This window comes from Tenacibaculum sp. TB-56 (assembly GCF_059716275.2).
Genome location: NZ_CM201367.1, coordinates 1,582,361 through 1,607,665, shown reverse-complemented (window position 1 = coordinate 1,607,665; position 25,305 = coordinate 1,582,361). Strand labels below are relative to the sequence as shown.

Annotated in this window: 17 protein-coding genes; 8 read left to right on the top strand and 9 right to left on the bottom strand. The window is 33.5% G+C overall.

All coding sequences use genetic code 11. From position 1 onward, the window contains the following. The first annotated feature begins 99 nt into the window (after window positions 1-99). Complete coding sequence (locus AC3VI6_RS07770) at window positions 100-1,434, top strand: sigma-54-dependent transcriptional regulator (protein WP_497705758.1); 1,335 nt, start codon at window positions 100-102, stop codon at window positions 1,432-1,434. Here the strand turns inward: AC3VI6_RS07770 and AC3VI6_RS07765 are convergent. Continuing rightward, window positions 1,427-3,850 (bottom strand): hybrid sensor histidine kinase/response regulator, encoded by a 2,424-nt coding sequence (locus AC3VI6_RS07765; RefSeq protein WP_497705757.1) that lies wholly within the window; start codon window positions 3,848-3,850, stop codon window positions 1,427-1,429. The genes AC3VI6_RS07770 and AC3VI6_RS07765 overlap by 8 nt on opposite strands. A 186-nt stretch (window positions 3,851-4,036) precedes the next feature. Here AC3VI6_RS07765 and AC3VI6_RS07760 point away from each other — a divergent pair, with 186 nt between their 5' ends. Then, window positions 4,037-5,161, top strand: coding sequence for a DegT/DnrJ/EryC1/StrS family aminotransferase (locus AC3VI6_RS07760; protein ID WP_497705756.1), 1,125 nt, complete (start codon window positions 4,037-4,039; stop codon window positions 5,159-5,161). A 109-nt stretch (window positions 5,162-5,270) separates the two neighbouring features. Further along, window positions 5,271-5,687: an MFS transporter gene (locus AC3VI6_RS07755; protein WP_497705755.1), complete on the top strand. Its 417-nt coding sequence runs from the start codon at window positions 5,271-5,273 to the stop codon at window positions 5,685-5,687. 49 nt (window positions 5,688-5,736) lie between these two features. On the opposite strand, the gene fabD is transcribed toward AC3VI6_RS07755, so the two are convergent. Beyond that, window positions 5,737-6,624 carry an ACP S-malonyltransferase gene (fabD, locus tag AC3VI6_RS07750; RefSeq protein WP_497706581.1) on the bottom strand — a complete coding sequence of 296 codons (888 nt, stop codon included), beginning with the start codon at window positions 6,622-6,624 and terminating at the stop codon, window positions 5,737-5,739. Window positions 6,625-6,689: 65 nt separating this feature from the next. Between fabD and AC3VI6_RS07745 the strand changes: the two genes are divergently transcribed. The 5 genes from AC3VI6_RS07745 (at window position 6,690) to AC3VI6_RS07725 (ending at window position 11,107) form a co-directional block, all read left to right on the top strand. Continuing rightward, on the top strand, window positions 6,690-7,376 hold the full coding sequence (locus tag AC3VI6_RS07745) for a queuosine precursor transporter (RefSeq protein ID WP_497705754.1): 687 nt from the start codon (window positions 6,690-6,692) through the stop codon (window positions 7,374-7,376). Between the two features lie 15 nt (window positions 7,377-7,391). Next, a complete protein-coding gene (locus AC3VI6_RS07740) occupies window positions 7,392-8,657 on the top strand; it encodes a mechanosensitive ion channel family protein (protein ID WP_497705753.1) in 1,266 nt (421 codons plus the stop codon). Beyond that, window positions 8,650-9,717, top strand: coding sequence for an ABC transporter permease (locus AC3VI6_RS07735; RefSeq protein WP_497705752.1), 1,068 nt, complete (start codon window positions 8,650-8,652; stop codon window positions 9,715-9,717). Before AC3VI6_RS07740 ends, AC3VI6_RS07735 begins: the two co-directional genes overlap by 8 nt. A gap of 134 nt (window positions 9,718-9,851) precedes the next feature. After that, window positions 9,852-10,286 carry an acyl-CoA thioesterase gene (locus AC3VI6_RS07730; RefSeq protein WP_497705751.1) on the top strand — a complete coding sequence of 145 codons (435 nt, stop codon included), beginning with the start codon at window positions 9,852-9,854 and terminating at the stop codon, window positions 10,284-10,286. Between the two features lie 11 nt (window positions 10,287-10,297). After that, window positions 10,298-11,107 (top strand): DNA/RNA non-specific endonuclease, encoded by an 810-nt coding sequence (locus AC3VI6_RS07725; RefSeq protein WP_497705750.1) that lies wholly within the window; start codon window positions 10,298-10,300, stop codon window positions 11,105-11,107. Here the strand turns inward: AC3VI6_RS07725 and AC3VI6_RS07720 are convergent, their stop codons facing one another. The 7 genes from AC3VI6_RS07720 to AC3VI6_RS07690 form a co-directional block, all read right to left on the bottom strand. After that, the gene (locus tag AC3VI6_RS07720; protein ID WP_497705749.1) at window positions 11,108-12,022 is read right to left on the bottom strand and encodes a PorP/SprF family type IX secretion system membrane protein; all 915 of its coding nucleotides are present in this window, start codon (window positions 12,020-12,022) and stop codon (window positions 11,108-11,110) included. A 1-nt stretch (window position 12,023) separates the two neighbouring features. Continuing rightward, on the bottom strand, window positions 12,024-18,254 hold the full coding sequence (locus tag AC3VI6_RS07715; RefSeq protein WP_497705748.1) for a BspA family leucine-rich repeat surface protein: 6,231 nt from the start codon (window positions 18,252-18,254) through the stop codon (window positions 12,024-12,026). Between the two features lie 31 nt (window positions 18,255-18,285). Next, window positions 18,286-20,325, bottom strand: a complete 2,040-nt coding sequence (locus AC3VI6_RS07710; protein ID WP_497705747.1) for a BspA family leucine-rich repeat surface protein — start codon at window positions 20,323-20,325, stop codon at window positions 18,286-18,288. 235 nt (window positions 20,326-20,560) lie between these two features. Beyond that, window positions 20,561-22,144 carry a tetratricopeptide repeat protein gene (locus AC3VI6_RS07705; protein ID WP_497705746.1) on the bottom strand — a complete coding sequence of 528 codons (1,584 nt, stop codon included), beginning with the start codon at window positions 22,142-22,144 and terminating at the stop codon, window positions 20,561-20,563. 90 nt (window positions 22,145-22,234) lie between these two features. After that, complete coding sequence (locus tag AC3VI6_RS07700; protein WP_497705745.1) at window positions 22,235-23,197, bottom strand: helix-turn-helix domain-containing protein; 963 nt, start codon at window positions 23,195-23,197, stop codon at window positions 22,235-22,237. A gap of 123 nt (window positions 23,198-23,320) precedes the next feature. Beyond that, complete coding sequence (locus AC3VI6_RS07695; RefSeq protein ID WP_497705744.1) at window positions 23,321-23,893, bottom strand: TetR/AcrR family transcriptional regulator; 573 nt, start codon at window positions 23,891-23,893, stop codon at window positions 23,321-23,323. 13 nt (window positions 23,894-23,906) lie between these two features. Then, the gene (locus AC3VI6_RS07690; protein WP_497705743.1) at window positions 23,907-25,304 is read right to left on the bottom strand and encodes an efflux transporter outer membrane subunit; all 1,398 of its coding nucleotides are present in this window, start codon (window positions 25,302-25,304) and stop codon (window positions 23,907-23,909) included. Window position 25,305 lies beyond the last annotated feature (1 nt).

Sequence of the window (25,305 nt, the reverse complement as noted above, 5' to 3'; positions counted from 1 at the left end):
TCAATTTTAGTGAGAAAAGGGCGTTTTATTGTAAAACGCTCTTTTTTTTAGTTTATAAAGGGCTTATATTAGAGGAACTATTTAGAACAAACATATTTTATGAAAACGATTTTACTGGTAGAAGATGATGTTACATTTTCAAATATGTTAAAGCATTTTTTAGAACGTCATCAATACACTGTAGATGTAAGCTATACGATTAAAAATGCTACAACTCTTTTAAAAGAGCAAACCTATAATTTAATTTTTACCGATTTACGTCTTCCAGATGGAAACGGTATCGATTTATTAAAATTAAGCAAAGACAACAACAGTAATATTCCTGTAGTTTTAATGACAGGATATGCTGAAGTTTCAACTGCTGTTCAAGCAATGAAACAAGGTGCTTTTGATTATATTTCTAAGCCTTTTAATCCTGATGAAGTTTTAGAAGTAATTAGCAATGCTCTTGAAGAAAAATCTGATTTTATAGAAGTTGTAAAAGAAGAAAAGAAAAGCACCAATACAAATGCTAATATTGTTGCTGGCATTAGTGCTGCTTCTAAAAGTTTATTCGAGCATATTAATTTGGTAGCTCCTACTGATATGTCTGTTCTTATTACTGGTGAAAGCGGAACAGGTAAAGAAGTTGTTGCCAACACCATACACAATCAAAGTTTACGCAAAAACAAACCTTTTATTGCTGTTGATTGCGGAGCGATACCTAAAGAAATTGCTTCTAGTGAGTTTTTCGGACATCAAAAAGGTTCTTTTACTGGTGCAACAAACGATAAAATAGGACATTTTGAAGCCGCTAATGGCGGAACTCTCTTCTTAGATGAAGTTGGGAACTTAAACTACGAAAGTCAAGTACAATTATTACGTGCTTTACAAGAACGAAAAATTAAACCTGTTGGAAGCAGTAAGGAAATCACTGTAGATATACGACTTATTACTGCGACTAATGAAGATTTACTTTTTGCCGTTGAAAGCGGTAATTTTAGAGAAGATTTATACCATAGATTAAATGAGTTTTCGATTAAAGTACCTAGTTTAAAAGACAGAAAGGATGATTTAATTTTATATGCTGATTTCTTTTTAGAGAAAGCAAACCAACAGTTACATAAAGAAGTCGCTGGTTTTTCTCAAGAAGTCTTAGCTTTATTTCAGCAGTACCATTGGCCTGGGAACTTACGAGAATTATCTAATATTATAAAAAGAGCTACGCTTTTATCTCAAACTGAAATTATTGAAAAAGAAGTGTTACCAGAAGAACTAAAAACCCCTGATGTTCAACATAATTTTTCCAACAAATTTTCTACCAAAGAAAATGAAAAAACACTAATCATAAGTGCATTAAAAGAAACAGGAAACAACAAAACAAAAGCTGCAAAGCTTTTAAATATTACTAGAAAGACTCTTTACAACAAATTAAAGGAATACGAAATTAACTAAGGAAGTTTCGTATTTCTTTTAACAAGTGAACCACTTTTTCGTTAAAACTCTCCCAAACTTCTTTATCTATTTTGTCAGCTTCTTCAAAATTTTGAAGAAACACTACTAATGAGTGAATTTTTAGCTGCTTAAACATCCCTAGCATTTTATGACTAATTGTTTGAAAAGATTGTAAGTCATTCTTATCAACTGATTGTTTTAACAACGATAAATTTTGCTCTGTTTCTTTTACAAACAAATGCAGTGTTTTTTCTACCATTAAATTGTCATTACCCAAAAAAGTTTTTAATGAAGCAATATCAAAACTTTGATTTTCTTTATTGTTAACTTCTCTTTCCTCCTCTTTCTCATAATCAAGATTTACATTAAAAAATCGCTGTAAAACTTCCACTAGTCTTTCGGTTTTAAATGGTTTAATCAATGCATCTGAAAAGCCATTTTTAACATATTCACTTTCAGATAAATTTGCTCTTCCTGTCATTGCTATAATTGGCTGACCTTTATAAGTACTATGCTTTTTAAGAGTTTCCATAAAATGAATACCGTTCATTTTTGGAAGTTGTATATCGGTTAAGACCAAATCGTAAGCAACAGTATCAATTTTATTTAATGCTTCTTGAGCATCACTAAAAGAAGTTACCGTAACACCAAATCCTTCTAAAATATTTTTCAATAATGTCCTTAACGAAGTGTCATCTTCTACCACTACCGCATGAATATTAAGTATTTCTTTTTGAAGCTCTTTTTCATTTTCTTTTAATTTACTTTCAGCAAAAGTAACTGGCACAAACAATGAAAACTTACTTCCTTTTCCTAAACTACTTTCCAAAGTCAATGATCCTCCCAAAAGCTCTGCTAATCTTTTAGAAATAGTTAAACCTAGTCCAAAACCATTTTTACCATTCTCTTTTTCACGTACTTGAGTAAACTCTTTAAACACCTTGTTTTGTTTATCTTTACTTATTCCTACTCCTGTATCAATTACTGCAATCTCTACATAACTCTTTTCTTTTACCTGTCTTAATTTACTTTGTATCGTTATTGAACCTTCTTTAGTAAACTTACAAGCATTCGTTACTAGATTATAAAGAATTTGTTTTATTCTAAACGGATCACTCACCACTAAAGAGTTAATTTTTTCATCGTGATTTACGTTTACCAATATTGGTTTGTTTTGAACTAGATTTTTTGCACTGTTATATACTTCGTTTAAGTTTTTCTCTAAATCGAAAGGAACTTTTTCTATCGTTACTTTATCATGTTCTAGTTTAGAAAACTCTAACAGATCTTCTACAAGCTGCTTCATATAAACTGACGCATTTTGTATATGAGCAGCATAATTTTTCTCTTTTGTATTATGTATTGATTTTTGTAATAGTTCGCTAAAACCCGTAATTGTACTTAACGGTGTTCTTAAATCATGGCTTACCATGGATATTAATTGCTCTCTACTTTTTAAAAGTGAAGACGTAGTTGCATTGGCGCTTTCTAACTCTTGCCTGTAATGTTGACTTCTCCAAAAATCATTTAAAATAATAATTGAGAACAGTACTATAATCACAAAACCAACTCCAGCTGCTAACAATATTATAGTTTTACTACGATTTAGAGTTTCTTCATGCTTTTTATACGCTTCATTTGCATTCGAAATAACGTCTCTTTCCAACACACTTAATACCTCTCGTAGTTTTCTTGAAATTGTAACATCATTTTCTATTAATTCTCTCTCTTTTATTCGTAAAAACCTCCTTTTTATATTGGTTTCTTTTTGCGCTTTTTGAAGGATTTCTTTGGATGCTGTTACTAAAGAGTCTATTTGTTTTTGCTCTGTCGCTCCAACTGGTTTATCTTCTTCATCTCTATCAAATAACATTAAATATCTTTCTAGACTTAATCCTGTTTTATCATTGAATTTTTCTGGATTACCGACAAGATCTTTTAATGTCTCTTTTCCCAAAAGCGAATCTATTGACCCTAACTTATTAATAGCTTCATTAATAGATTTATCAGAAGCATTTTGCTGGTTCAATCTCCTTAAACTTGTAATGTTTATTCGTTTGTTATTTAAAACAAGTTTAATACTATCTAATATGTTCTTTTTTGAAACGTCTTCTACAATAAAATTTAACGAATCAATCTTTTTAATCAGCGATTTATTCTCTTCTACATACTCGTTATATCGCTTAAATGAGTTTAATTGAATAGCTGCTCTACCTAGATTTTCATTTTCATAAATATCAGCTATCAACCCTCCTGTTTGTATAATATTATTTCTATCTGAAATCCCTTGTTTTTGTATATCGATATACGTTTTTATTTCAGAAAAAAGTAGTGCTCCTGAAACAACAGCTAACACAACAAGTATAGCATATCCTACTAAAACCTTAAAGGCTATTTTACGTTTCGATTCTTTCATTAATTATCCTTATTCTCTTGTAGCTACAGAACGAAAATTTGTGATTTTTGTTGTTGTTTTCTGCTCATTAAATATACCACAAAACACCCGTTCTCATAAATAAAACGTGACTTTTATAATTTTCCTTAAAGATTTAAAACAATGAAAGATTGTTTGTATTTTTGATGCTTATAAAAATCATGTTCAATGAGAAAAATTCAAATGGTTGACTTACAAGGTCAATATCAAAAAATAAAAGATACGGTTGATGCTTCTATCCAAGAAGTTTTAAATACTTCAGCATATATTAACGGACCGTATGTTCATGAGTTTCAAGCAGATTTAGAAAAATATTTAGGTGTTAAGCACGTAATTCCATGTGCTAACGGTACCGATGCTTTACAAATTGCCATGATGGGCTTAGGTTTAGAACCAGGTGATGAAGTTATTACTGCCGATTTTACCTTTGCTGCTACAGTAGAAGTAATTGGTTTATTAAAATTAACTCCTGTTTTAGTTGATGTTGAACCGGACACCTTTAACATTGACATTGAAGCTTTAAAAAAGGCGATTACACCTAAAACAAAGGCAATTGTTCCTGTACATTTGTTTGGACAATGTGCAAATATGGAAGCTGTTCTTGAAGTTGCTGAAGCACATAACTTATTTGTAATTGAAGATAATGCACAAGCTATTGGTGCTGATTATACTTTTACAGACGGAACTAAAAAGAAAGCAGGTACAATGGGTAATGTTGGAACCACTTCTTTCTTCCCTTCTAAAAACTTAGGATGTTATGGTGATGGTGGTGCTATTTTCACTAATGATGATGAATTAGCACACACACTTCGAGGAATGGTAAACCACGGAATGTACAAACGTTATTACCACGACGTAGTTGGAGTGAACTCGCGTTTAGATTCTATTCAAGCAGCAGTGTTAAAAGCGAAGCTACCTTTATTAGATAGCTATTGTGATGCTCGTAGAAAAGCTGCAGAATACTATTCAAATGCTTTTGCTAACAATCCTAATATCATTACACCAACCATTAGTGATTTTACCACGCATGTTTTCCACCAATATACTTTGAAAATTACTAACGGAAAACGTGATGAATTACACCAACATTTATTAGATAATAATATTCCTAACGCCATCTATTACCCTGTACCATTACATGCCCAAAAAGCATATCAAGATGACAGATACAATGAAGCTGATTTTACAGTTACCAATCAATTAATTGATGAAGTAATTTCGTTACCTATGCATACAGAATTAGATGAAGAACAATTAGCTTTTATTACGAAAACTATTAACGATTTTATTTAATCGCAGGGCGATAGCCAAGAGTTAACTCCCTAAGTCTTGCCTCGAAACACTTAAAACAACTTCCTTTGAACACCTCCTAGGAAGTTGTTATTTTTAAAAGCAATAAACTATGAAACAGAAAATTAAAACATTAAAATTTATTCATTTAGCTTTTGTAGCAGGAATTACTTTGGCATATTTTATTTTAGGAGATTTTGAAAACATTTTCAAAATGATTATTGATAATTCTTCTTTGTTATATGCTTTCATTCCTGCAATTGCTTATGTTTTTAGTAATTTCTTATTTAAAAACATGTTGAAAAATGTAAAAAGAGAAGCTAGTAATGAAGAGAAGTTTGCAATTTATCAAACAGCTTCAATCGTAAGATGGGCTGTCATTGAAGGAGCTTGTTTTATAATTTTATTTTTAAAACCTGACTTTTTATTGTTAGGAGTAATTTTATTAATTTATATGATTCTCTTAGCACCAAAAGAATACCAAATTTCAAAAACCTTAGACATTAAAGATTCTGAACTACGATCATAAAAAAAGCGAACTCAAATGAGTTCGCTTTTTACTTTTATATAAAATTTGATTACGCTTCAAAACTAGCTCCGCTAGCTGCTACGTTTCTATCAATCTTACGCATTAAGCCTTGTAATACTTTACCAGGACCTACTTCGATAAACTCTGTACCACCGTCAGCAATCATTGCTTGTACACACTGTGTCCATTTTACTGGTGCTGTTAACTGTGCGATTAAGTTTTCTTTAATTTCTGCAGGATTTGTTACTGCTTTGGCTACTACATTTTGATATACCGGGCAAATAGGCTCGTTAAACGTAGTTTCTTCAATTGCTGCTGCTAACTCTTCACGAGCAGGCTCCATTAATGGTGAGTGAAACGCTCCTCCAACTGGTAACACTAACGCTCTTTTTGCTCCTTTTTCTGTTAATGCTGCACAAGCTTTTTCAACTGCTTCAACTTCTCCAGAAATTACTAATTGACCAGGGCAATTGTAATTCGCTGCTACTACTACTCCATCAATTTCAGCACACGTATCTTCCACAACTTTGTCTTCTAACCCTAAAACAGCTGCCATGGTTGATGGTTGAATTTCACAAGCTTTTTGCATTGCTAAAGCACGTTTAGAAACTAATCTTAATCCATCTTCAAAAGATAATACTCCATTAGCTACTAATGCAGACAATTCTCCTAATGAGTGACCTGCTACCATTTCTGGCTTGAAATCATCACCTAAAACTTTCGCTAAAATCACCGAGTGTAAAAAGATTGCTGGTTGCGTTACTTTTGTTTGTTTTAATTCTTCAGCAGTACCTTCAAACATTACATCAGTAATACTAAATCCTAATATAGTATTTGCTTTTTCAAAAAGTTCTTGAGCTAGTGGTGAATTTTCATATAAATCTAATCCCATTCCTGTAAATTGTGCTCCTTGACCTGGAAAAATATATGCCTTCATGTATTTATTTTGTTGTTTGTTTAACGATGCAAACATACAATTTTTAAAATTACTATCTTCGTTTTATGACGGCACGACAAAAAAATCAAGCACAACTTATTTACTTAGTTTTAGCAGCTTTATTTATTGCATCTTTAGTAACTTCGAATTTAATTTTTCAGAAGTTTTTTTATTGGGAACCTTTTAATTTGTTCCGTTTTGAGGTTTCGGTAGGTATCCTTCCTTATCCTATCACTTTTTTAATTACTGATATTTTATCGGAAATTTACGGAAAGAAAAAAGCCAACCAAGTAGTAATCGCTGGTATTTTTGCCTCCTTTTTTTCTATGCTTATTATTTTAATGGCAGATTATACACCTGCTATAGATAATTCTCCTATTGACAATGGTACCTTTACAAAAGTTTTTGGGTTGTCTCCATTAGCTGTTTTAGCTTCAATGCTAGCTTATTTAGCAGCTCAATTTATAGATATCCGAATTTTTCATTTTTGGAAGAATTTAACCAAAGGAAAACATTTATGGCTTCGTAACAACTTCTCTACTTTTTTATCACAATTTATAGATACTTTTACCGTATTATTTTTACTAAGTTCTTTTGAAATTCTTCCTTGGAATATCTTTGGAAGTCTTTTACTAAGTGGATTTTTATTTAAAGTAATTATAGCTGCCTTAGACACCCCTGTTTTATATATTGTGGTGTATTGGTTCCGAAGAAAATTTGGACTAAAAGTTGGCGAAGAAATAACAGATTAACAACCTTGTACTACTATGTTAAACAAGTTTTTTTATAGAATTTTTAAAGAGCATTTTTCTCTTTCTGAAACCACTTTAATATACCTTAATCTTTTAGCAAACCTTTTGGTACTTACTCTATTAGGGTATATTCTTTTTAAGGCTTTCAGATACTTTGGTAGAAAAGCTATTCGCAAAATGGCGAATAAAACATCTACCACTTTTGATGATTTACTAATTAAAAACAGAACTTTTTTAAACTTAACAAGAATTATTATTTTCATACTGATTTATAATCTGCTGAAAGAAATTCTTGTTGATTTCCCTAACTTGTTTACCTACGCAGAACGTATTACGACTATCGGAATTATTTTTGCCATCATCTGGTTTATCCGTAGTATTTTATTAACGGTTAAAGATTTTTTACGTACCACCGAAGCTTTTAAAGACAAACCTTTAGAAAGCTATGTACAGATCTTTATGATTGTGTTATGGCTTATTGCAGCTATTTCGTCTTTTTCAGTTTTAACAGGTAAGCCTCTAATTCGTTTTTTAACTGCTTTAGGAGCTTTTTCAGCAGTTCTTTTATTAGTTTTTAAAGATACTATTCTTGGTTTTGTATCAAGTATTCAGGTAGCGGTTAACGATACTGTTAGAATTGGTGATTGGATTACTATGGAAAAATACGGTGCTGATGGTGATGTTGTTGAAATTAACTTAACTTCAGTAATTATTCGAAATTTTGACAATACCATTTCCAGCATTCCTACCTATTACCTAACATCCGATTCATTTAAAAACTGGCGAACGATGAATAGTTCGGGAGGTAGACGTATTAAACGAGCTATTTTAATTAAAATAAACAGTATTCATTTTCTTACTGATGAAGACATCGAACGCTTTAAAAAAATTGAATTAATTTCTGATTACATTACAAAAAGCAGTGAGGAAATAAAAAAATACAATGAGGAACACAACGTTGATAAATCAGTCTTACTAAACGGTAGAAACCTAACCAATTTTGGAACTTTCCGAATTTATTTAGATCATTATATTCAAAATCATCCAAAAATTAACCAAGACATGTTGCTCATGTCTCGTCAACTAGAACCTACGCCTAATGGAATTCCGTTAGAAATTTATGCGTTTAGTAGAGAAAAAGTATGGCAAGATTACGAGCGTGTAATGGCGAATATTTTTGACCATATTTTAGCTTCTGTTAAATATTTTGATTTAGAAGTTTTTCAAAATCCGTCGAGTATTGACATCAATAATTTGAAAGAATTTAAAAAGAGTGAATAGTAACGCAAGCACATCTTTGTGGCAAATAGCCATCCAAAAATTTAAACGTAGTAAAACAGGAATGTTTAGCTTTTGGTTTATTATTTTTTGTGGATTCGTTGCAGTTTTCTGCTATATTTTAGCTCCAGACAACACTAACTCCGCTAACCAAATGCATTTAGAAATTCATTCTAAGCCTCCAGGTTTTTCTGTTCAAATGCTGAGCATCCCTTCTGAAAGTAAAAGTCAGCAGTCGTGGTTTTCAGTTTTTATGAACGGAAAAGAACAATCGGCAACTGAAATTCCGATACAATCACACTCAGTTAAAAATAATCAACTAGAAATAATTAAGTATGCAGATGGTTTACCAAAGGACTTTCCTGCGTCTTACGAAAAGCATATTCAACAAAAAACATTTTACTTAGGAACCGATAAATACGGACGCGATTTATTGAGCAGATTGTTAATTGGAGCTAGAATTTCGTTTTTTATCGGTTTTATCGCCGTTTTTATTTCTCTTGTCATCGGAATTCCTATCGGAGCTATCGCAGGGTATTTTGGCGGAAAAATAGACGATTTTATCATGTGGATTATCAACATTACTTGGTCTATCCCAACACTTTTATTGGTGATTGCTATCACACTAGCTTTAGGAAAAGGATTTTGGCAAGTATTTATTGCTGTGGGGCTCACGATGTGGGTAGAAGTGGCTCGTGTAGTGCGTGGTCAGGTAATTACCACCAAGCAACAGCAATATGTAGAAGCTGCTAAAGCCTTAGGGTTTTCTGATTTCAGAATTATTTTTAAGCATATTTTACCGAATATTTTAGCGCCAATTATTGTAATATCTGCCGCTAATTTCGCTGCTGCTATTTTGATTGAAAGTGGCTTGAGTTTCTTGGGTATAGGGGCGCAACCTCCTACTCCTTCTTGGGGAGCTATGATTAAAAACCATTACAACTACATTATTCTAGGAAAACCGTATTTAGCTATCATCCCTGGGCTCGCAATTATGAGTTTAGTAATGGCTTTTATGCTAATCGGAAACACACTTCGTGATGCTTTAGATGTAAAAACTTAAAAATTTGTACTTTCGCATCCATCAATTATCACTAGGTATAACCATAAGTTGATTGATGAAAACTATTTATGTATTTCGAGGCAAGCCTTAGGGAATTAACTCTTGGCTATCGCCCTGCGATTAAAATTTTAGATATGAGTTTTAGTGTACAATTTAAGACACGATGGGCAGATTTTGATGCCAACATACACATGCGTCATACCGCATACAACGATTATGCAGCAGAGTTACGTTTGCGTTTTTTTAAAGAACATAACGTTACGGTTCAAGACTTTACAAAAGAAAATATAGGTCCTATTTTATTTGAAGAAAACACCAAGTTTTTACGTGAGATTCACATGGGCGAAGACATTACTGTGAACTTAAAAGTTACAGGATTGTCTAGTAAAGGTGAACGTTGGAAAATTCAGCATGAAGTTTTTAATGAAGCAGGTAAATTATCGGCTATTATCACCGTTTATGGTGCTTGGTTAGATTTGGTTAAGCGTAAATTAACGGTGCCACCTGTTAAGTTTCAAGAAATTTTTAATGAAGTTGAAAAAACTGAAGATTTTAAAGAAATTGTATAGATAAATAAAGAATGAGTACTTCTAGGAAAATAAAAGTTGTTATTACCATTATTGTTTTAGTGGTTGGTTATTGGTTACAGCAAAAGGAAGATGTAAATACCTCACCTCAACCATCAACCGAAACAACAAATAATAAACCAAACGACTTTGATTATTTTCCAACCTCAACAACTGGGGTTATTATTAAGCATAATGGCTACCAGTTGTCGTATAACGAACAACATGAGCAAGCTGAATGGGTGGCCTATTCTTTAGACAAAAGCGATATTGTTTACACCAATTATAAGCGTCCGTTTTTTATTGAAGACCCAAAGGTAAAAACCAAATCTGCCGATTGGAGAAACTATAAAAACTCTGGTTACGACAAAGGGCATTTGTGTCCTGCAGGAGATAGGCGTGCTTCACAAAAAGCACATGATGAAACGTTTTATACATCGAATATTTCCCCTCAAAACCATGAGTTTAACTCAGGAGTTTGGAATAAACTAGAACAAAAAACTCGTTACTGGGCTAAGAAATACAACCATTTGTATGTGGTTACTGGTGGGATTTTAGAACCCAACTTAACAACCATCGGAAAAGAAAAAGTAAGCGTACCTAACTATTTTTATAAGGTTTTGTTAGATTATACCCAACCAGAAATTAAGGCGATTGCTTTTTTATTACCTCATAAAGACAGCAACAAACCTTTGTATGAGTTTGTCGTTTCTATTGATGAGTTAGAACAAAAAACGGGCATCGATTTCTTTCCTGAATTACCTGATGGTTTAGAAAATAAACTAGAAGCTTCTGCTAACTATAAAAACTGGAGTTTTAGATAATTATCTTCTCTTATTTCCGAAGACATAAGAAACCAGTATTCCGTGGCTATTGCCTAAAACTGTATCGCTTAATCCCACATTATAGTAATACACAAATTTTAGATTTTTCAGGGCGTAAATTCCACCTAAAAAGTTAATTGAAGAACTGCTTCTGTATCCTGTTCCTATTTCAAACTTATTTTTAAAGTTTACTGCTAGGTTGGCATCTATCTGCATGGGTGCTCCTCCTTCGTACTTTAATAATACACTTGGTTTAATCATTACTTCTTCAAATCGATTGGTAAAAAATCGATAACCGAAATATCCATAAACAGGATTGGAAAGTTCTAAATCATCTCTAGAAGCTAATTTATCACCCAAGATATTAGGTAACGATATTCCTGCATAAAAGTTAGCATGGTTATACAAGAAACCAATCCCAACTGTCGGTACAGTAACATCTATATTTTCGGCGAACTCAATGTCATCAGTAATTCCAAGGTCTAATAAATTTTCATGAAACTGCTGAATCCCAGCTGTAAGTCCGAATGATATCACATGTTCATTATAATGCTGCCAATAAGGTCGGTCGATTTCTGTATCAAAAAATATTTTATACGAATAGGCTGCGAACGCGTGTGTGTAGGTGCTTACTCCTATTTTATCACGTAAAATAGCTCCTCCTACTCCCATTTTTCTTCTAGCAATAGGCGTGTGAAAACTTAACGACAGTGTTCTAGGACTTCCTTCTACATCGTTTATAAATCCGTAGTTGCTCAGTGTAATTTCTGCTCCTTCAGACATACCTGCATACGCTGAATTTATAATAAATGGATTGTAGTTGTACTCAGGATATAATGAAGTTTGTTGTCCCCAACCATTTTTAAATACAACCATAAAAACAACTAATAATATATAGTTTCTTATCTCTTTCATTTTATCTTTTTAACACTAAAAACCCTTTTGTTTCAGTTGATTTTCCTCCTTGTGAAGTTTTTATACTGAAGAAGTATGTTCCCGCTGGTAGTTTATCGCCTCCCATACTTGTTAATTTATTAGCTGTACCTCTAAAAACATTAAATCGGTTATCGTATCCTTCAATTTGAAATACCATATCTCCCCATCGATTGTAAACAGTAACTGTATTGTCTGGGTATTGTTCTATTCCTTCAATTTCCCAAAAATCATTTACACCATCATCATTTGGAGAAAAACCGTATTTAGTTTCCCTTATACTTCCTATCTCAGTTGTAAAACTAATTTCTGAACAACCAAGAGCACTACCTACATTGTTATACGGAACCACCAATACATAAATATTAGTGTTCTCGGGGAATTCATAAGGTAAACTGTAGGTAGACTCTGATGTGCTGACGTTATTTACAATATCGGTTCCCCCCGGAACTGTTCCTATATTAATATAATAACCATCAGCATTATTAATGGCATTCCATGAGATGTTTACACTAACACTTACATCCGTAGCGCCATTAACAGGATTGATTATAGTTGTACATGTTGGAATTGTCGCCACGGTTTCCGTAATAAAATTGATTTCAGAGCATCCTGTGGCACTTCCAACGGAATTGTATGGAGTTACCGAAACATAGATGGTGGTGTTCTCTGGAAAATCGTTTGCAGGGTCGTAACTCGTACCTGTTACTTGTTCGTTGTTGGTGATATCCGTTCCGCCAGAAGTCGTTCCAATTGAAATATAGTATCCGTCGGCATTGGTAACTGCATCCCAAGTTATGTTTGTACTGATACTTACATCGGTTGCCCCGCTTGTTGGACTGATGGTGCTAGTACAATCAGGAATTGTCGCCACGGTTTCCGTAATAAAATTGATTTCAGAGCATCCTGTGGTACTTCCGACGGAATTGTATGGTATTACCGAAACGTAGATAGTAGTATTCTCTGGAAAATCGTTTGCAGGGTCGTAACTAGTACTTGTTACTTGTTCGTTGTTGATGATATCCGTTCCTCCAGAAGTCGTTCCGATAGAAATATAATAACCGTCTGCATTGCTTATTGCATCCCAACTAATATTGGAACTAATACTTACATCAGTTGTGCCATTTGTTGGGCTGGTTATTGTTGTACAGTCTGGAAGCGTGGCAACAGTTTCGGTAGTAAAACTAATTTCTGCACAGCCTGTGGCACTTCCAACAGAATTATATGGTGTTACTGAAACATAGATGGTGGTGTTCTCTGGAAAATCGTTTGCAGGGTCGTAACTCGTACCTGTTACTTGTTCGTTGTTGATGATATCCGTTCCGCCAGAAGTGGTCCCAATTGAAATATAGTATCCGTCGGCATTGGTAACTGCATCCCAAGTTATGTTTGTACTGATACTTACATCGGTTGCCCCGCTTGTTGGACTGATGGTGCTAGTACAATCAGGAATTGTCGCCACGGTTTCCGTAATAAAATTGATTTCAGAGCATCCTGTGGCACTTCCAACGGAATTGTATGGAGTTACCGAAACATAGATGGTGGTGTTCTCTGGAAAATCGTTTGCAGGGTCGTAACTCGTACCTGTTACTTGTTCGTTGTTGATGATATCCGTTCCGCCAGAAGTGGTTCCGATAGAAATATAGTATCCGTCGGCATTGGTAACTGCATCCCAAGTTATGTTTGTACTGATACTTACATCGGTTGCCCCGCTTGTTGGACTGATGGTGCTAGTACAATCAGGAATTGTCGCCACGGTTTCCGTAATAAAATTGATTTCAGAGCATCCTGTGGCACTTCCAACGGAATTGTATGGTATTACCGAAACGTAGATAGTAGTATTCTCTGGAAAATCGTTTGCTGGATTGTAACTCATACTATTTATTTGTTCGTTGTTGATGATATCCGTTCCTCCAGAAGTGGTTCCGATAGAAATATAGTATCCGTCGGCATTGGTAACTGCATCCCAAGTTATGTTTGTACTGATACTTACATCGGTTGCCCCGCTTGTTGGACTGATGGTGCTAGTACAATCAGGAATTGTCGCCACGGTTTCCGTAATAAAATTGATTTCAGAGCATCCTGTGGCACTTCCAACGGAATTGTATGGTATTACCGAAACGTAGATAGTAGTATTCTCTGGAAAATCGTTTGCTGGATTGTAACTCATACTATTTATTTGTTCGTTGTTGATGATATCCGTTCCTCCAGAAGTCGTTCCGATAGAAATATAGTATCCGTCGGCATTGGTAACTGCATCCCAAGTTATGTTTGTACTGATACTTACATCGGTTGCCCCGTTTGCTGGACTGGTGATGTTGGTACAATCAGGGATTGTCTCTACGGTTTCCGTAATAAAACTGATTTCTGAACATCCTGTGGCACTTCCAACGGAATTGTATGGAGTTACCGAAACATAGATGGTGGTGTTCTCTGGAAAATCGTTTGTAGGGTCGTAACTAGTACTTGTTACTTGTTCGTTGTTGATGATATCCGCTCCTCCAGAAGTCGTTCCGATAGAAATATAATAACCGTCTGCATTGCTTATTGCATCCCAACTAATATTGGAACTAATACTTACATCAGTTGTGCCATTTGTTGGGCTGGTTATTGTTGTACAGTCTGGAAGCGTGGCAACAGCTTCGGTAGTAAAACTAATTTCTGCACAGCCTGTGGCACTTCCAACAGAATTATATGGTGTTACTGAAACATAGATGGTGGTGTTCTCTGGAAAATCGTTTGCAGGGTCGTAACTAGTACTTGTTACTTGTTCGTTGTTGATGATATCCGTTCCTCCAGAAGTCGTTCCGATAGAAATATAGTATCCGTCGGCATTGGTAACTGCATCCCAAGTTATGTTTGTACTGATACTTACATCGGTTGTACCATTTGTTGGACTGGTTATTGTTGTACAGTCTAGAAGCGTGGTAACAGTTTCGGTAGTAAAACTAATTTCTGCACAGCCTGTGGCACTTCCAACGGAATTGTATGGAGTTACCGAAACATAGATGGTGGTGTTCTCTGGAAAATCGTTTGTAGGGTCGTAACTCGTACCTGTTACTTGTTCGTTGTTGATGATATCCGTTCCGCCAGAAGTGGTTCCGATAGAAATATAGTATCCGTCGGCATTGGTAACTGCATCCCAAGTTATGTTTGTACTGATACTTACATCGGTTGTACCATTTGTTGGGCTGGTTATTGTTGTACAGTTTGGCACTACAGTAACGGTTCCTACTCCTGTGGTAAAACTTTCTTCTGAGCAACCTGTGGCATCTCCCACATCATTGTATGGAGTTATACGAACATAATACCTTCTATTTTCTTGTAAATCTCCACTAAAGCTATAAGAAGTAACATTTCCAACATCAATACTGTTAGTTATTTCTATACCTCCTTGGGTAGTACCAACACTTACTAAATACCCTGTTGCTTCTGGAACTGCATTCCAATAAATAGCAGTACTAACTGGAACATTCGTTGCTCCATTAAGAGGGTTTGCCAATGCGGTACAAGTTGGTGGTACTGGAATAAATTCTGTAGTAAAAGATTCTTCGCTACAGCTTGTCGCATTTCCTTCTGCATTATAGGGTATTATAGAAACAACTATTTCTGTGTCTTCTGGTAAGTCTGTTGGCAAATCATACGTTGTTATATTTCCTACGTCAACCGTGTTTAGGATATCTGTTCCTCCAGAAGTAGTTCCTACCGTTAAGGTATATCCATCTGCATTGCTTATAGCATTCCAACTTAAATCAGTACCTACTGAAACATTGGTATCATTATTAAGTGGTATTGTTAAGCTTGTACAATCGGGAACAGTTGCTGGAGCAGTAGCAATTGTAAAACTTTCTTCTGTACAAGCGGTAGCGCTTCCTGTTCCATTTGTAGGTGTAATGGTAACATAAACGGTTTCGCCTCCAGAAAAATCTGTGGGAAATTCATACGTAGTAGCATTTATCACAGTTTCTGTTATGGTTGTTCCAGAAGGTTGAATTGTAATTGATAAATTATACTCTCGCGCATACAAGGCATGTTCCCAAGTAAGGTTGGTATTAACGGGTACATCTGTTTCTCCGTTTAATGGCGCTATTAATTGTGTACACTCAGGAATTGGACAATCTAGAATATCTCCTGTGAAAGTCCATCCAAAATTATCAATCATTGCTTGTCTTTCTTCCATGGCATCACAGTACAAAAGTGTATTTGCTCCCAAATTGATGCCTGGTGTTACCGTTTGTTCAGACCATGCAATAAGGGTACTGTCATAATTCTCACGAGTAAGAGCCGTATTATCTAGCATATTTTGCATATTGGTAACATTGCTAATATCCCATTCGCCTAAAGATTGATTAAATGTCGAAGCACCATTAAACATTGCATTCATAGATACAGCACCTAACAGCCATTGATTAAGGGCTTGATTAAAGGAGGTTGCTTCTTGAAACATTCGTTGCATACTAGTTACTGCAGTTGGTCTCCAATTATTAATTAGTTGATTAAAGTTTGTTGCCCCATTAAACATATCTTGCATTGTGGTAACGGCTCTTACATTCCAGTTTTCTATAGCTCCATTAAAAGCAATAGCATTTTGAAACATTCCTTGCATTGTAGTTACCGAAGCTACGTTCCATGAATTTAAAGAACTGTTAAAGGCAAAGGCTTCTCTAAACATTTCTTGCATTGTGGTTACGAATGACACATTCCAACTACTAATATCTTGATTAAACACAGATGCTCCGTAGAACATTTCTGCCATTGTTTGCGCTTCTCCTGTATTCCAGTTTGTCAGTGACTGATTAAATACTGATGCATTTTTAAACATTGCTTCAAAGTTTGTAACTACTGAAACATTCCAGTTTCCAAGTGGACGATTGAAAGCTGTGGCACTTTCAAACATAGAGGGCATTAAAGTTACTGAGCTTACATTCCAAGAATTTAAAGGTTGGTTAAAGGCTGTAGCACCTTCAAACATGCTGCTCATATTTGCTACGGCACTTACATCCCAGTTATTCAAAGGTTGATTAAAGGCTATCGCATTACGAAACATACTAGACATGTTTACTACTGAGTTTACATCCCAACTATTTAAAGTTTCATTAAATGTTTCTGCACCAAAAAACATACTACTCATATTGGTAACATTGGTAACATTCCAACTACTGATATTCTCGTTAAAAGCACTAGCACTATTAAACATACTCGCCATGTTAGTCACAGAAGAAACATTCCAGTTATTCAGGGGCTGATTAAAAGAAGAGGCCCTCTCAAACATTGAATTCATATCAGTTACTGATGCTACATTCCAATTGTTTAAAGGCTGATTGAAATTGACACATCTCTGAAACATTTCTGACATATTTGTAACATTACTCACATTCCAGCTGTTAATATTTTCATTAAAGGACATATCTGCAACAAACCCATTAAACATTTCAGACATATCGGTTACGTTACTTACATTCCAATTATTCAGAGGTCGGTTAAATGCTACTGCTCTTTCAAACATTTGCGACATATTGGTTACACTACTCACATCCCAGTCATTAATGTTTTGATTAAATACTTCAGCATTACTAAACATTCTAGACATATCGGTTACGCTACTTGTATTCCAGTTTCCAATGTTTTGATTAAATTCTGATGCACTTGCGAACATAAAATTCATAGTAGTAACACTACTAACGTCCCAGTTATTTAAGGGTTGGTTATAAACCGATGCTGCACCAAACATCCCATACATATTTGTTACATTACTTACATCCCAGTTGTTTATATTTCCATTAAAATTTCTACATACAATGAACATTCTTCTCATACTTGTTACATTGCTTAGATTGGGAACGTCTGTAGCATTATATTCCATGTTTTCACAGCCTGCAAATGCACCATTCATGCTTTGCCAAACTTGTGTACCCCATTGGTCTATAGACAATAGTTTGTGTGAATCACTATTAAATTCCTCATGTTTAGGAGCTGGAAAAGTTCCTATAATACTCACTGTATAAATTCCTGGGGTAAGATATGTATGCGTAATATTTCCAGTAACATTGTTATCATATTGTCCATCTCCCCAATCTATAGAATAATTATAAGTAAGATTATCTGGGTAACCTGTTTGAGCTTCGATTCTTAGTTGGTTTGTTGGTGTAGAACCTCCATAAGGACTCTGTAATCTTGTATCGTAGGTTAGTTTAAATGCATCAGGGCTGTTCACCCAACTTTCTACTACTGTAAAACTAATTTCTTCACATCCTGTAGCAGGTCACTTCATCATTATAAGGTATAACGGTTACATATACTATATCGCCTGAAGTAAATTCATTAGTAAAGTCTATACCTACTACATTTCCTACATCTTCATTATCATAAATTATTTGAGAAGTTGCCCCATTTTCCCTTCTGACACTAATTCTGTATCCTGTAGCATTCGGAGCTGGGTTCCATCGAATATCACTATTTGCTGGAACATTAGTATCTCCATTTTGGGGCATTGTTATTTGTGTACATAACACATAGGAACAGTTTACATTATCTCCATTGATGCTCCATCCATAATTGTCTATTAAACTCTGTCTTTGATTTAAAGCATCGCAATAATTAAGATTAGTTGCGCCTAAGGTTATATTATTTTGTACAGTTTGAGCTGCCCAAGCTATAAGAATACTATCGTAGTTTTCTTGAGAGATCCCACTATTTGACAACATATTTGTCATATTTGCTACTCCAGAGATATCCCAAGCTCCAATATTTTGATTAAAAGAAGTTGCTTGATTAAACATACTAGCCATATTACTAACGGCTGAAGTTACCCAAGTACTTATATCTTGATTAAAAAGGGCAGATCTATCAAACATGTTTTGAAAGTTGGTAACATTACTAACATCCCAATTATTTAAAGGGTGGTTAAATGCTTGAGATAACGCAAACATGTTTCGCATAATAGTAACATTACTTACATTCCAACTATTTAAGGGTTGATTAAATACTTCTGTCTTTTCAAACATACTCTCCATGTTTGTTACACTACTAACATTCCATGAGCTGATATCTTGATTAAACATTGTCGTTTCTTCAAACATACTTTCCATATCAGTAACATTACTTACATTCCAACTGCTTATGTCTTGATCAAAAGCTGAGTTATCTCTAAACATATAGCTCATATTGGTAACATTACTTACATCCCAAGAGTTTAAAGGATGATTGAATACAGATCCCCATATCCATCCATCAAACATGCTAGACATATTGGTAACATTGCTTACATCCCAGTTATTTAAAGCTTGATTGAAAGTTCGGTTTCTCTGGAACATTTCCGACATATCGGTAACATTACTTACATTCCAATTATTTAGAGTTTGATTAAATTCAGATTCTCTAAACATACTTGCCATGGTTGTTACATTGCTTACATTCCAATTACTTATTGAACTATCAAAATTAGAGCCTTGAAATGTTGCTTCCATATTAGTAACATTACTCACATCCCAATTATTCATAGGTTGATTGTAACTGTTGGTAAATCTAAAGGCACCATTCATATTGGTTACACTAGCAGTATTCCAATCGTTAATATTTTGATTAAACCTAGAAGCTCCTGATAAAAAGTATTCTAATGTAGTCACGGAAGCTGTATTCCAATTATCTAAAGGTTCATTAAAAACTCTAGCTCCGTTAAAGGTATTAGACATATCTGTTACGCTAATGGTATTCCATTGATCTAGCGGTCTGTTAAAAACTTCACACCTCATAAATAAACCAGAAATATCAGTAATTGTGCTAACGTCCCAATTATTCATAATACCGTTAAATAATAAGCAATCTCTAAAGGCATTTCGTAAACTAGTCGTTTGGCTTAAATCTGGTGGTGAAATGGCATCAAAATTTAAATTTTGACATCCGTAAAAAGCATTTTCCATACTTTGCCATTGAATATCTCCCCAATTAAGTATTTCTATTATTTTTAAACGGTCTCCACTATTGTTAAAATAAATTGCTGGAAATGTACCGCTAATTTCTAAAGTATAAGTTCCTTGAGTTGCGTAGGTATGCGTGATACTACCTGTTATATTGGCATCAACATTTCCATCTCCCCAATCTACTGTATAAGAATATGTATATGCTGGATTAACAGGTATTGTTATTTGATTTGTCGCAGAAGAGCTCGAATTTATATTAGTTGTATTCCACAAAGAAGTAAATGATTGTGAAAATAACTGTCCGCTTAAAATAACAAAAAGCACAACAAGACTATTTCTAAAAAATATGTGTAATGGTTTTCTCATTCTTTTCATTTTGTTTTAAAAACAACTAACTAAACGCTCTTAAAACTTAAACTATAATAGTGTTTTGACAATTAATAAATCCCTCTGTTTTTTTCTTTTAAAACAACTATTTTAAAGAAAATCCCATAGAAACACTACTTTATTAATTCAATCTTTTATTTATCCTTGCTAAAAACTATATGCTAACTAATAATAAGTGCAAGGTAAAATTGTTTGTTATTTTAAAAGTATCATTCTAACGAGTGGAACCCGATTTATTGATGTTTTTTCTATATTCAGAAGGTGTTAACCCTGTTTGCTCTTTAAACACACGATTAAATGTTGTTTTGCTTTTAAAACCTGAGTCAAATGCCACAGCGAGTATTTTAAGGTTTTTACTATGTGACGATTTTAGTATGTTTTTGGCTTCTCTAATTCTATATGAGTTAACAAATTGATAAAAGTTTTTCTTAAACCCAAAGTGTAATATTTCAGATAAGTGGTGGCTACTTAACCCTATTTTTTTAGCAAAAGTAGTTTGGTTCAAATCAGAATCTAAATATATGTTCTCTTCTTCCATTATCTCTAAAATTTTTCCTTTGTAAAAGTCTCTATCTTTTTCTGATAAAGAGGAGTTTTTATATTTTTCTTCTTTAACTACTTCATGATTCTCACTTATTATTACATCATTATCCTTGTTTGTGGTATTGTGTGATTTTCTTTTTTTATATTTTTTTATATATATCCAAAATAGGCTTCCTAAGCCTAAAATTGATAGTACACTTGACCAAAGTATTGTTTTTTGTTGTTTTGTGAGTTGTGTTACCTTTTTTTCTTGTTCAGAAATCTTCTTGTCTTTGTTTTTTATTTCTGCCTGCAAATCTTCGGTTACTGCTTCTTTTTGACTATTTAAAAAATTAGCATGGGCTTGGTTATAATTCTTTTCTGCTTCTTCAAAAGCATTTTTATTATCTGTTTCTCTATAAATATTAGCTAATTGCTGATAGCATTTCATTTCTATTTCAAAAATATTCTTGTTTATAGCAATAGATAACGATTTTTGCAGGTATTCTTCTGCTTTGTTATACTCTTTTAATTTGTAATGTGCTACTCCTAAATTAATTAACAACCAAGCTTTAACTCTTGTGTTTTTCTCAAATGCTTTGTACTGAAATGCTTTCTCAGCAATTTCAATTGCTTTTTGGTATTCTCCTAGCTTATAACGAGTATTACTAATATGATTTAGTGAGGTTAACACAATACTTTCATTCCCTATCCTTTCTCCGATTTCTTTAACCTCTTGCGCATATAGCATTGCTTTTTGATCATTGCCTATATATGAATAACTTTTAGAGAGTCCATTTAAAGCAGCTACTTTTATCAAATCTGATTTCTCTTTAGTACTTGCTTGCTCTAGCACTCGGTTCATTGTTTCTATACTCTTTTCATACAATTCTACATTGTTATAAGTATTTCCTAAATTGACTAAAATCAGTGTTTTTGTATGAGCATCTTCTGGTGCTTTTTCAGTTAAAATTAAAGCTTTTTTGTAAAGCTCTATAGCTTCGTGATATTCTGCCTTTAGGTTCAAATTAATAGCTTGATTAACCATTGCTTTTATTTCAAATTTCTCCAGATTATTTTCTTTGGAAATTATATACAATGAATCACTATACACTTTATGAAGTTTGTAATCGCCTTCGTAATATTTTTCTTGCAATAACTTTAAGTAAACTTCTGCTTTTTTATAAGCATCGGTATATTGAATGTCTAGTTTCTGTTGACTATAAAGCTGGATTACAAGACACAAAAAGAAATATGTAGCTAATTTTTTTAACAAACTTGGGGAATTTTTATTACAAAAATACAACAAGCTATCGATTTTTTAGCTTGTAGGAATACCTAGTTACGTTTAAAAACGGAATTTTCATTAAACTATTACCTCGCTGGGTAAAATTCCGAAGTGATTTTTAAACGCTTTTGAAAACTGACTTAAATTAGAATAGCCCATTAAAAAACCTGTTTCAGACACAGAATAGTTACCTTGTTGAAGGGTTTCCATCGCTTTTTCCATTTTGTTTTTAAGGTGATATTTATACGGTGTTGTTCCTAAAACTTGTTTAAAAAGACGCTTAAACTTAGATAAACTCATTCCTGCAATACCTGAAAGATCGTTTAACAAAATTTCTTTTTCCGGGTTTGTATCTAACACCTTTCTTACCTTCATTAACTGCTGTAAATCGTTTGGATGTATGTTTTGCTTCCCTTCTTTTAAAGGTCTGTCTCCAAAACGAATAAATAAGTAATCGACAATTTGTATAATGTTAGAAATTGATGTTAACCTATTATTTAGGTTTAAATCAATTTTCTTTAATAACTCTTTGAGCTTATAATCTAAATTTTCTGATAAGTATATTGGGCTATTACAACTAAAAAAGCCTCGTAAACTATCATGATCGTCTAATACGTTTTTAAATAACCACTCTTTAGAAATGAGAATATTGAAAGCTTTTATTCTTTTGTTTTTAGGCAATAACGCTCTTGATGCAGTAGTAGAAGAACTCAATACCATATTTACATTTTCAAAACTTTGTTTAAACGTTTTTCCTTCTGCACATCTTATTATTTCTGTATCTGACAAATAGAAATCAACTAAAAAGAAATTATTTGTGCTTTTAGGAATTCGAAACAAACCTATATCCTCATGCAAAGTATAGTCTATTTGCTGCGCCCATAAACCTTCTTGCACTTCTATGTATTTTATCTTTCCTTCACCTAATTCCTCCTTAAAAATAAGCTCCGTTCCTTTAATTTCTACAGGTAATGTTTTACTTAATTCTGCAAAAAATTCTTTGGGTTGTGCAAGTTGATATTCTATTATTCTTTCCTTCATTTACTTATAGTCGTCTAAAACACCAAAAATAATTATTTTTAAACTATCATTTTTATCAAAAAAAAGAAGTGCCATAAGTTTTAAAACTCCATGACACTTCTTAAAAACCACAAACTTATATCCCTATTTAGTGGTAGGTTTTAAAGAGTTTAAATTATTAACAATCATATATTCTAATAATACCTCTTTTCGGTAATTGTCAAACAAATTATCAGCATCAAACAAACGACGTTCTAAATCACTTAAATATAGCTTGCTAAATAATTCAAGGTCTACATCTGGTCTTATTTCTCCATTCACTTTAGCTTCTTCAAGTAACTTCATTATATCTGTAGAAACTACATCTATAGTAATTTCTTTATATGCATCGTAGGCATTAGGATAATATTTTCTTAATCCGAAAAGAAACGACGGCTTAAATTTTACCACATATTTAAAAATTACTTCGTAAATCGCTATTACTTTATTTAAAGCTGATTCATTAGAGTTAAGAATAGGTTCTACATCAATTTTAAACTCATTTATTAGCGCTTTGATACTTTCTATAATCAATTCTTCTTTGGATGAAAAACAAGTATAGATTGTCTTTTTGGATATTCCGAGTAACTCGGCTATTTCATCCATTGTAGTATGTTTACTACCAAAAGCTATAAATTTTTCTTTAGCTACATCGATAAGTTTTTTCCTATTACTCATAATAAAAACGATCTTACTTCCAACCGCCTCCTAACGCTTCGTATAAATTTACAACGCTTAACAACTGATTTAATTTGTTATTGATAACATTTAACTCAGCATTCAATGCACTTTCTCTCGCTGTTAATAAATCTAAATAGTTTGCATATCCGTTTTTCAATAATTCTTCAGAATTTACTTCTGCTCTACGCAACGCTTCAACTTCATTTTTTCTATACTCGAACTTTTCTGTTTCTGCATTATAATCGAAAAGTGCATTAGAAACCTCGTTACCTGCTGTTAACAATGTTTTCTTAAAGTTTAACAACGCTTGTTCTTGTTGTGCTTTTGCTACTTCGTGTTGCGTTCTAATTTTTCTTTGATTGAAAATTGGCTGAGTTAATCCGCCTACAATATTAGCAAACAACGAATTTGCACTTATCAACTCATCTAATTCTAAACTTTGAAAACCACCATTTGCAGTTACGGTTAACGACGGATAAAAGTTACTTTTTGCCACATTCGTCATTTCAAAAGCATTGATTAAGCCATATTCAGCAGCCATCACATCTGGTCGGTTGCTTAATAATGTAGCCGGTACTCCAAGGTTAATAGCCGCATTAAGCTCTTGCTGATCTAACTTACTTCTTTCAATAACTACAGAGGTTCTACCTAATAATAAATTTAACGTATTTTCTGTTTTGAAAATTGCAGCTTCTAAATCAACTTTTAAAGCTTTTGCTTTATTGTACTGAGCTATATTCTGATCTACAGCAACCTGTGTTACTTGTCCAGCATTTTTCAGTTCTTTAATGGTACTTACACTGCTCTCTCTAGTTTCAATAGTTTGTTCAGTAATTTCTAACTGAGCATCTAATGCTACTAACTGATAATAGGTTGATGCTATAGCTGAAACCAACTTGGTTTTAACTGCTTGATGAGCTGCTACACTTTGTAAATAACCAGCTTTTCCTGCTCTTTTGTTACTGCGTATTTTTCCCCAGATATCAGCTTCCCAAGAAAGGTTTCCTGTAATTTCGTATTGATCAATACTACCGTTGAAAAAAGATCCGAACTGGCTATTTTTAGCTAACTCTTGATGTGTTGCTTTTGCTCCAACTCCTATACTTGGTAAATACCCTGCTTTACCTTGCTTCATATAAGCTTCTGCAGCAGCCATTTGTTGTATGGCTACACGAATATCAAGGTTATTTTGTAAACCTTCATCAATGTATTGCTTTAAATGAGCATCTACAAACATATCTCTCCAAGACACATCTGCCATTGAAAGACTATCTTGTGGTAAATTATCGGTACGATACAAGTGTTCTGTTTCTTTTAGCTCAGGACGTGCATAATCTTTTGCAACAAAACAACTTTGTAAGGTTGTAGCCATTACGACTACAACCAAGGTTTTATTTATAAACTTCATA

Bases quoted from the DNA above. Each gene is read 5' to 3' on its own strand.
- AC3VI6_RS07765 (WP_497705757.1), bottom strand. From the start codon at position 3,850: ATGAAAGAATCGAAACGTAAAATAGCCTTTAAGGTTTTAGTAGGATAT.
- AC3VI6_RS07745 (WP_497705754.1), top strand. From the start codon at position 6,690: ATGACGGCACGACAAAAAAATCAAGCACAACTTATTTACTTAGTTTTA.
- AC3VI6_RS07725 (WP_497705750.1), top strand. From the start codon at position 10,298: ATGAGTACTTCTAGGAAAATAAAAGTTGTTATTACCATTATTGTTTTA.
- AC3VI6_RS07755 (WP_497705755.1), top strand. From the start codon at position 5,271: ATGAAACAGAAAATTAAAACATTAAAATTTATTCATTTAGCTTTTGTA.
- AC3VI6_RS07695 (WP_497705744.1), bottom strand. From the start codon at position 23,893: ATGAGTAATAGGAAAAAACTTATCGATGTAGCTAAAGAAAAATTTATA.
- AC3VI6_RS07760 (WP_497705756.1), top strand. From the start codon at position 4,037: ATGAGAAAAATTCAAATGGTTGACTTACAAGGTCAATATCAAAAAATA.
- AC3VI6_RS07740 (WP_497705753.1), top strand. From the start codon at position 7,392: ATGTTAAACAAGTTTTTTTATAGAATTTTTAAAGAGCATTTTTCTCTT.
- AC3VI6_RS07770 (WP_497705758.1), top strand. From the start codon at position 100: ATGAAAACGATTTTACTGGTAGAAGATGATGTTACATTTTCAAATATG.
- AC3VI6_RS07730 (WP_497705751.1), top strand. From the start codon at position 9,852: ATGAGTTTTAGTGTACAATTTAAGACACGATGGGCAGATTTTGATGCC.
- AC3VI6_RS07720 (WP_497705749.1), bottom strand. From the start codon at position 12,022: ATGAAAGAGATAAGAAACTATATATTATTAGTTGTTTTTATGGTTGTA.
- fabD (WP_497706581.1), bottom strand. From the start codon at position 6,624: ATGAAGGCATATATTTTTCCAGGTCAAGGAGCACAATTTACAGGAATG.
- AC3VI6_RS07690 (WP_497705743.1), bottom strand. From the start codon at position 25,304: ATGAAGTTTATAAATAAAACCTTGGTTGTAGTCGTAATGGCTACAACC.
- AC3VI6_RS07700 (WP_497705745.1), bottom strand. From the start codon at position 23,197: ATGAAGGAAAGAATAATAGAATATCAACTTGCACAACCCAAAGAATTT.
- AC3VI6_RS07710 (WP_497705747.1), bottom strand. From the start codon at position 20,325: ATGAGAAAACCATTACACATATTTTTTAGAAATAGTCTTGTTGTGCTT.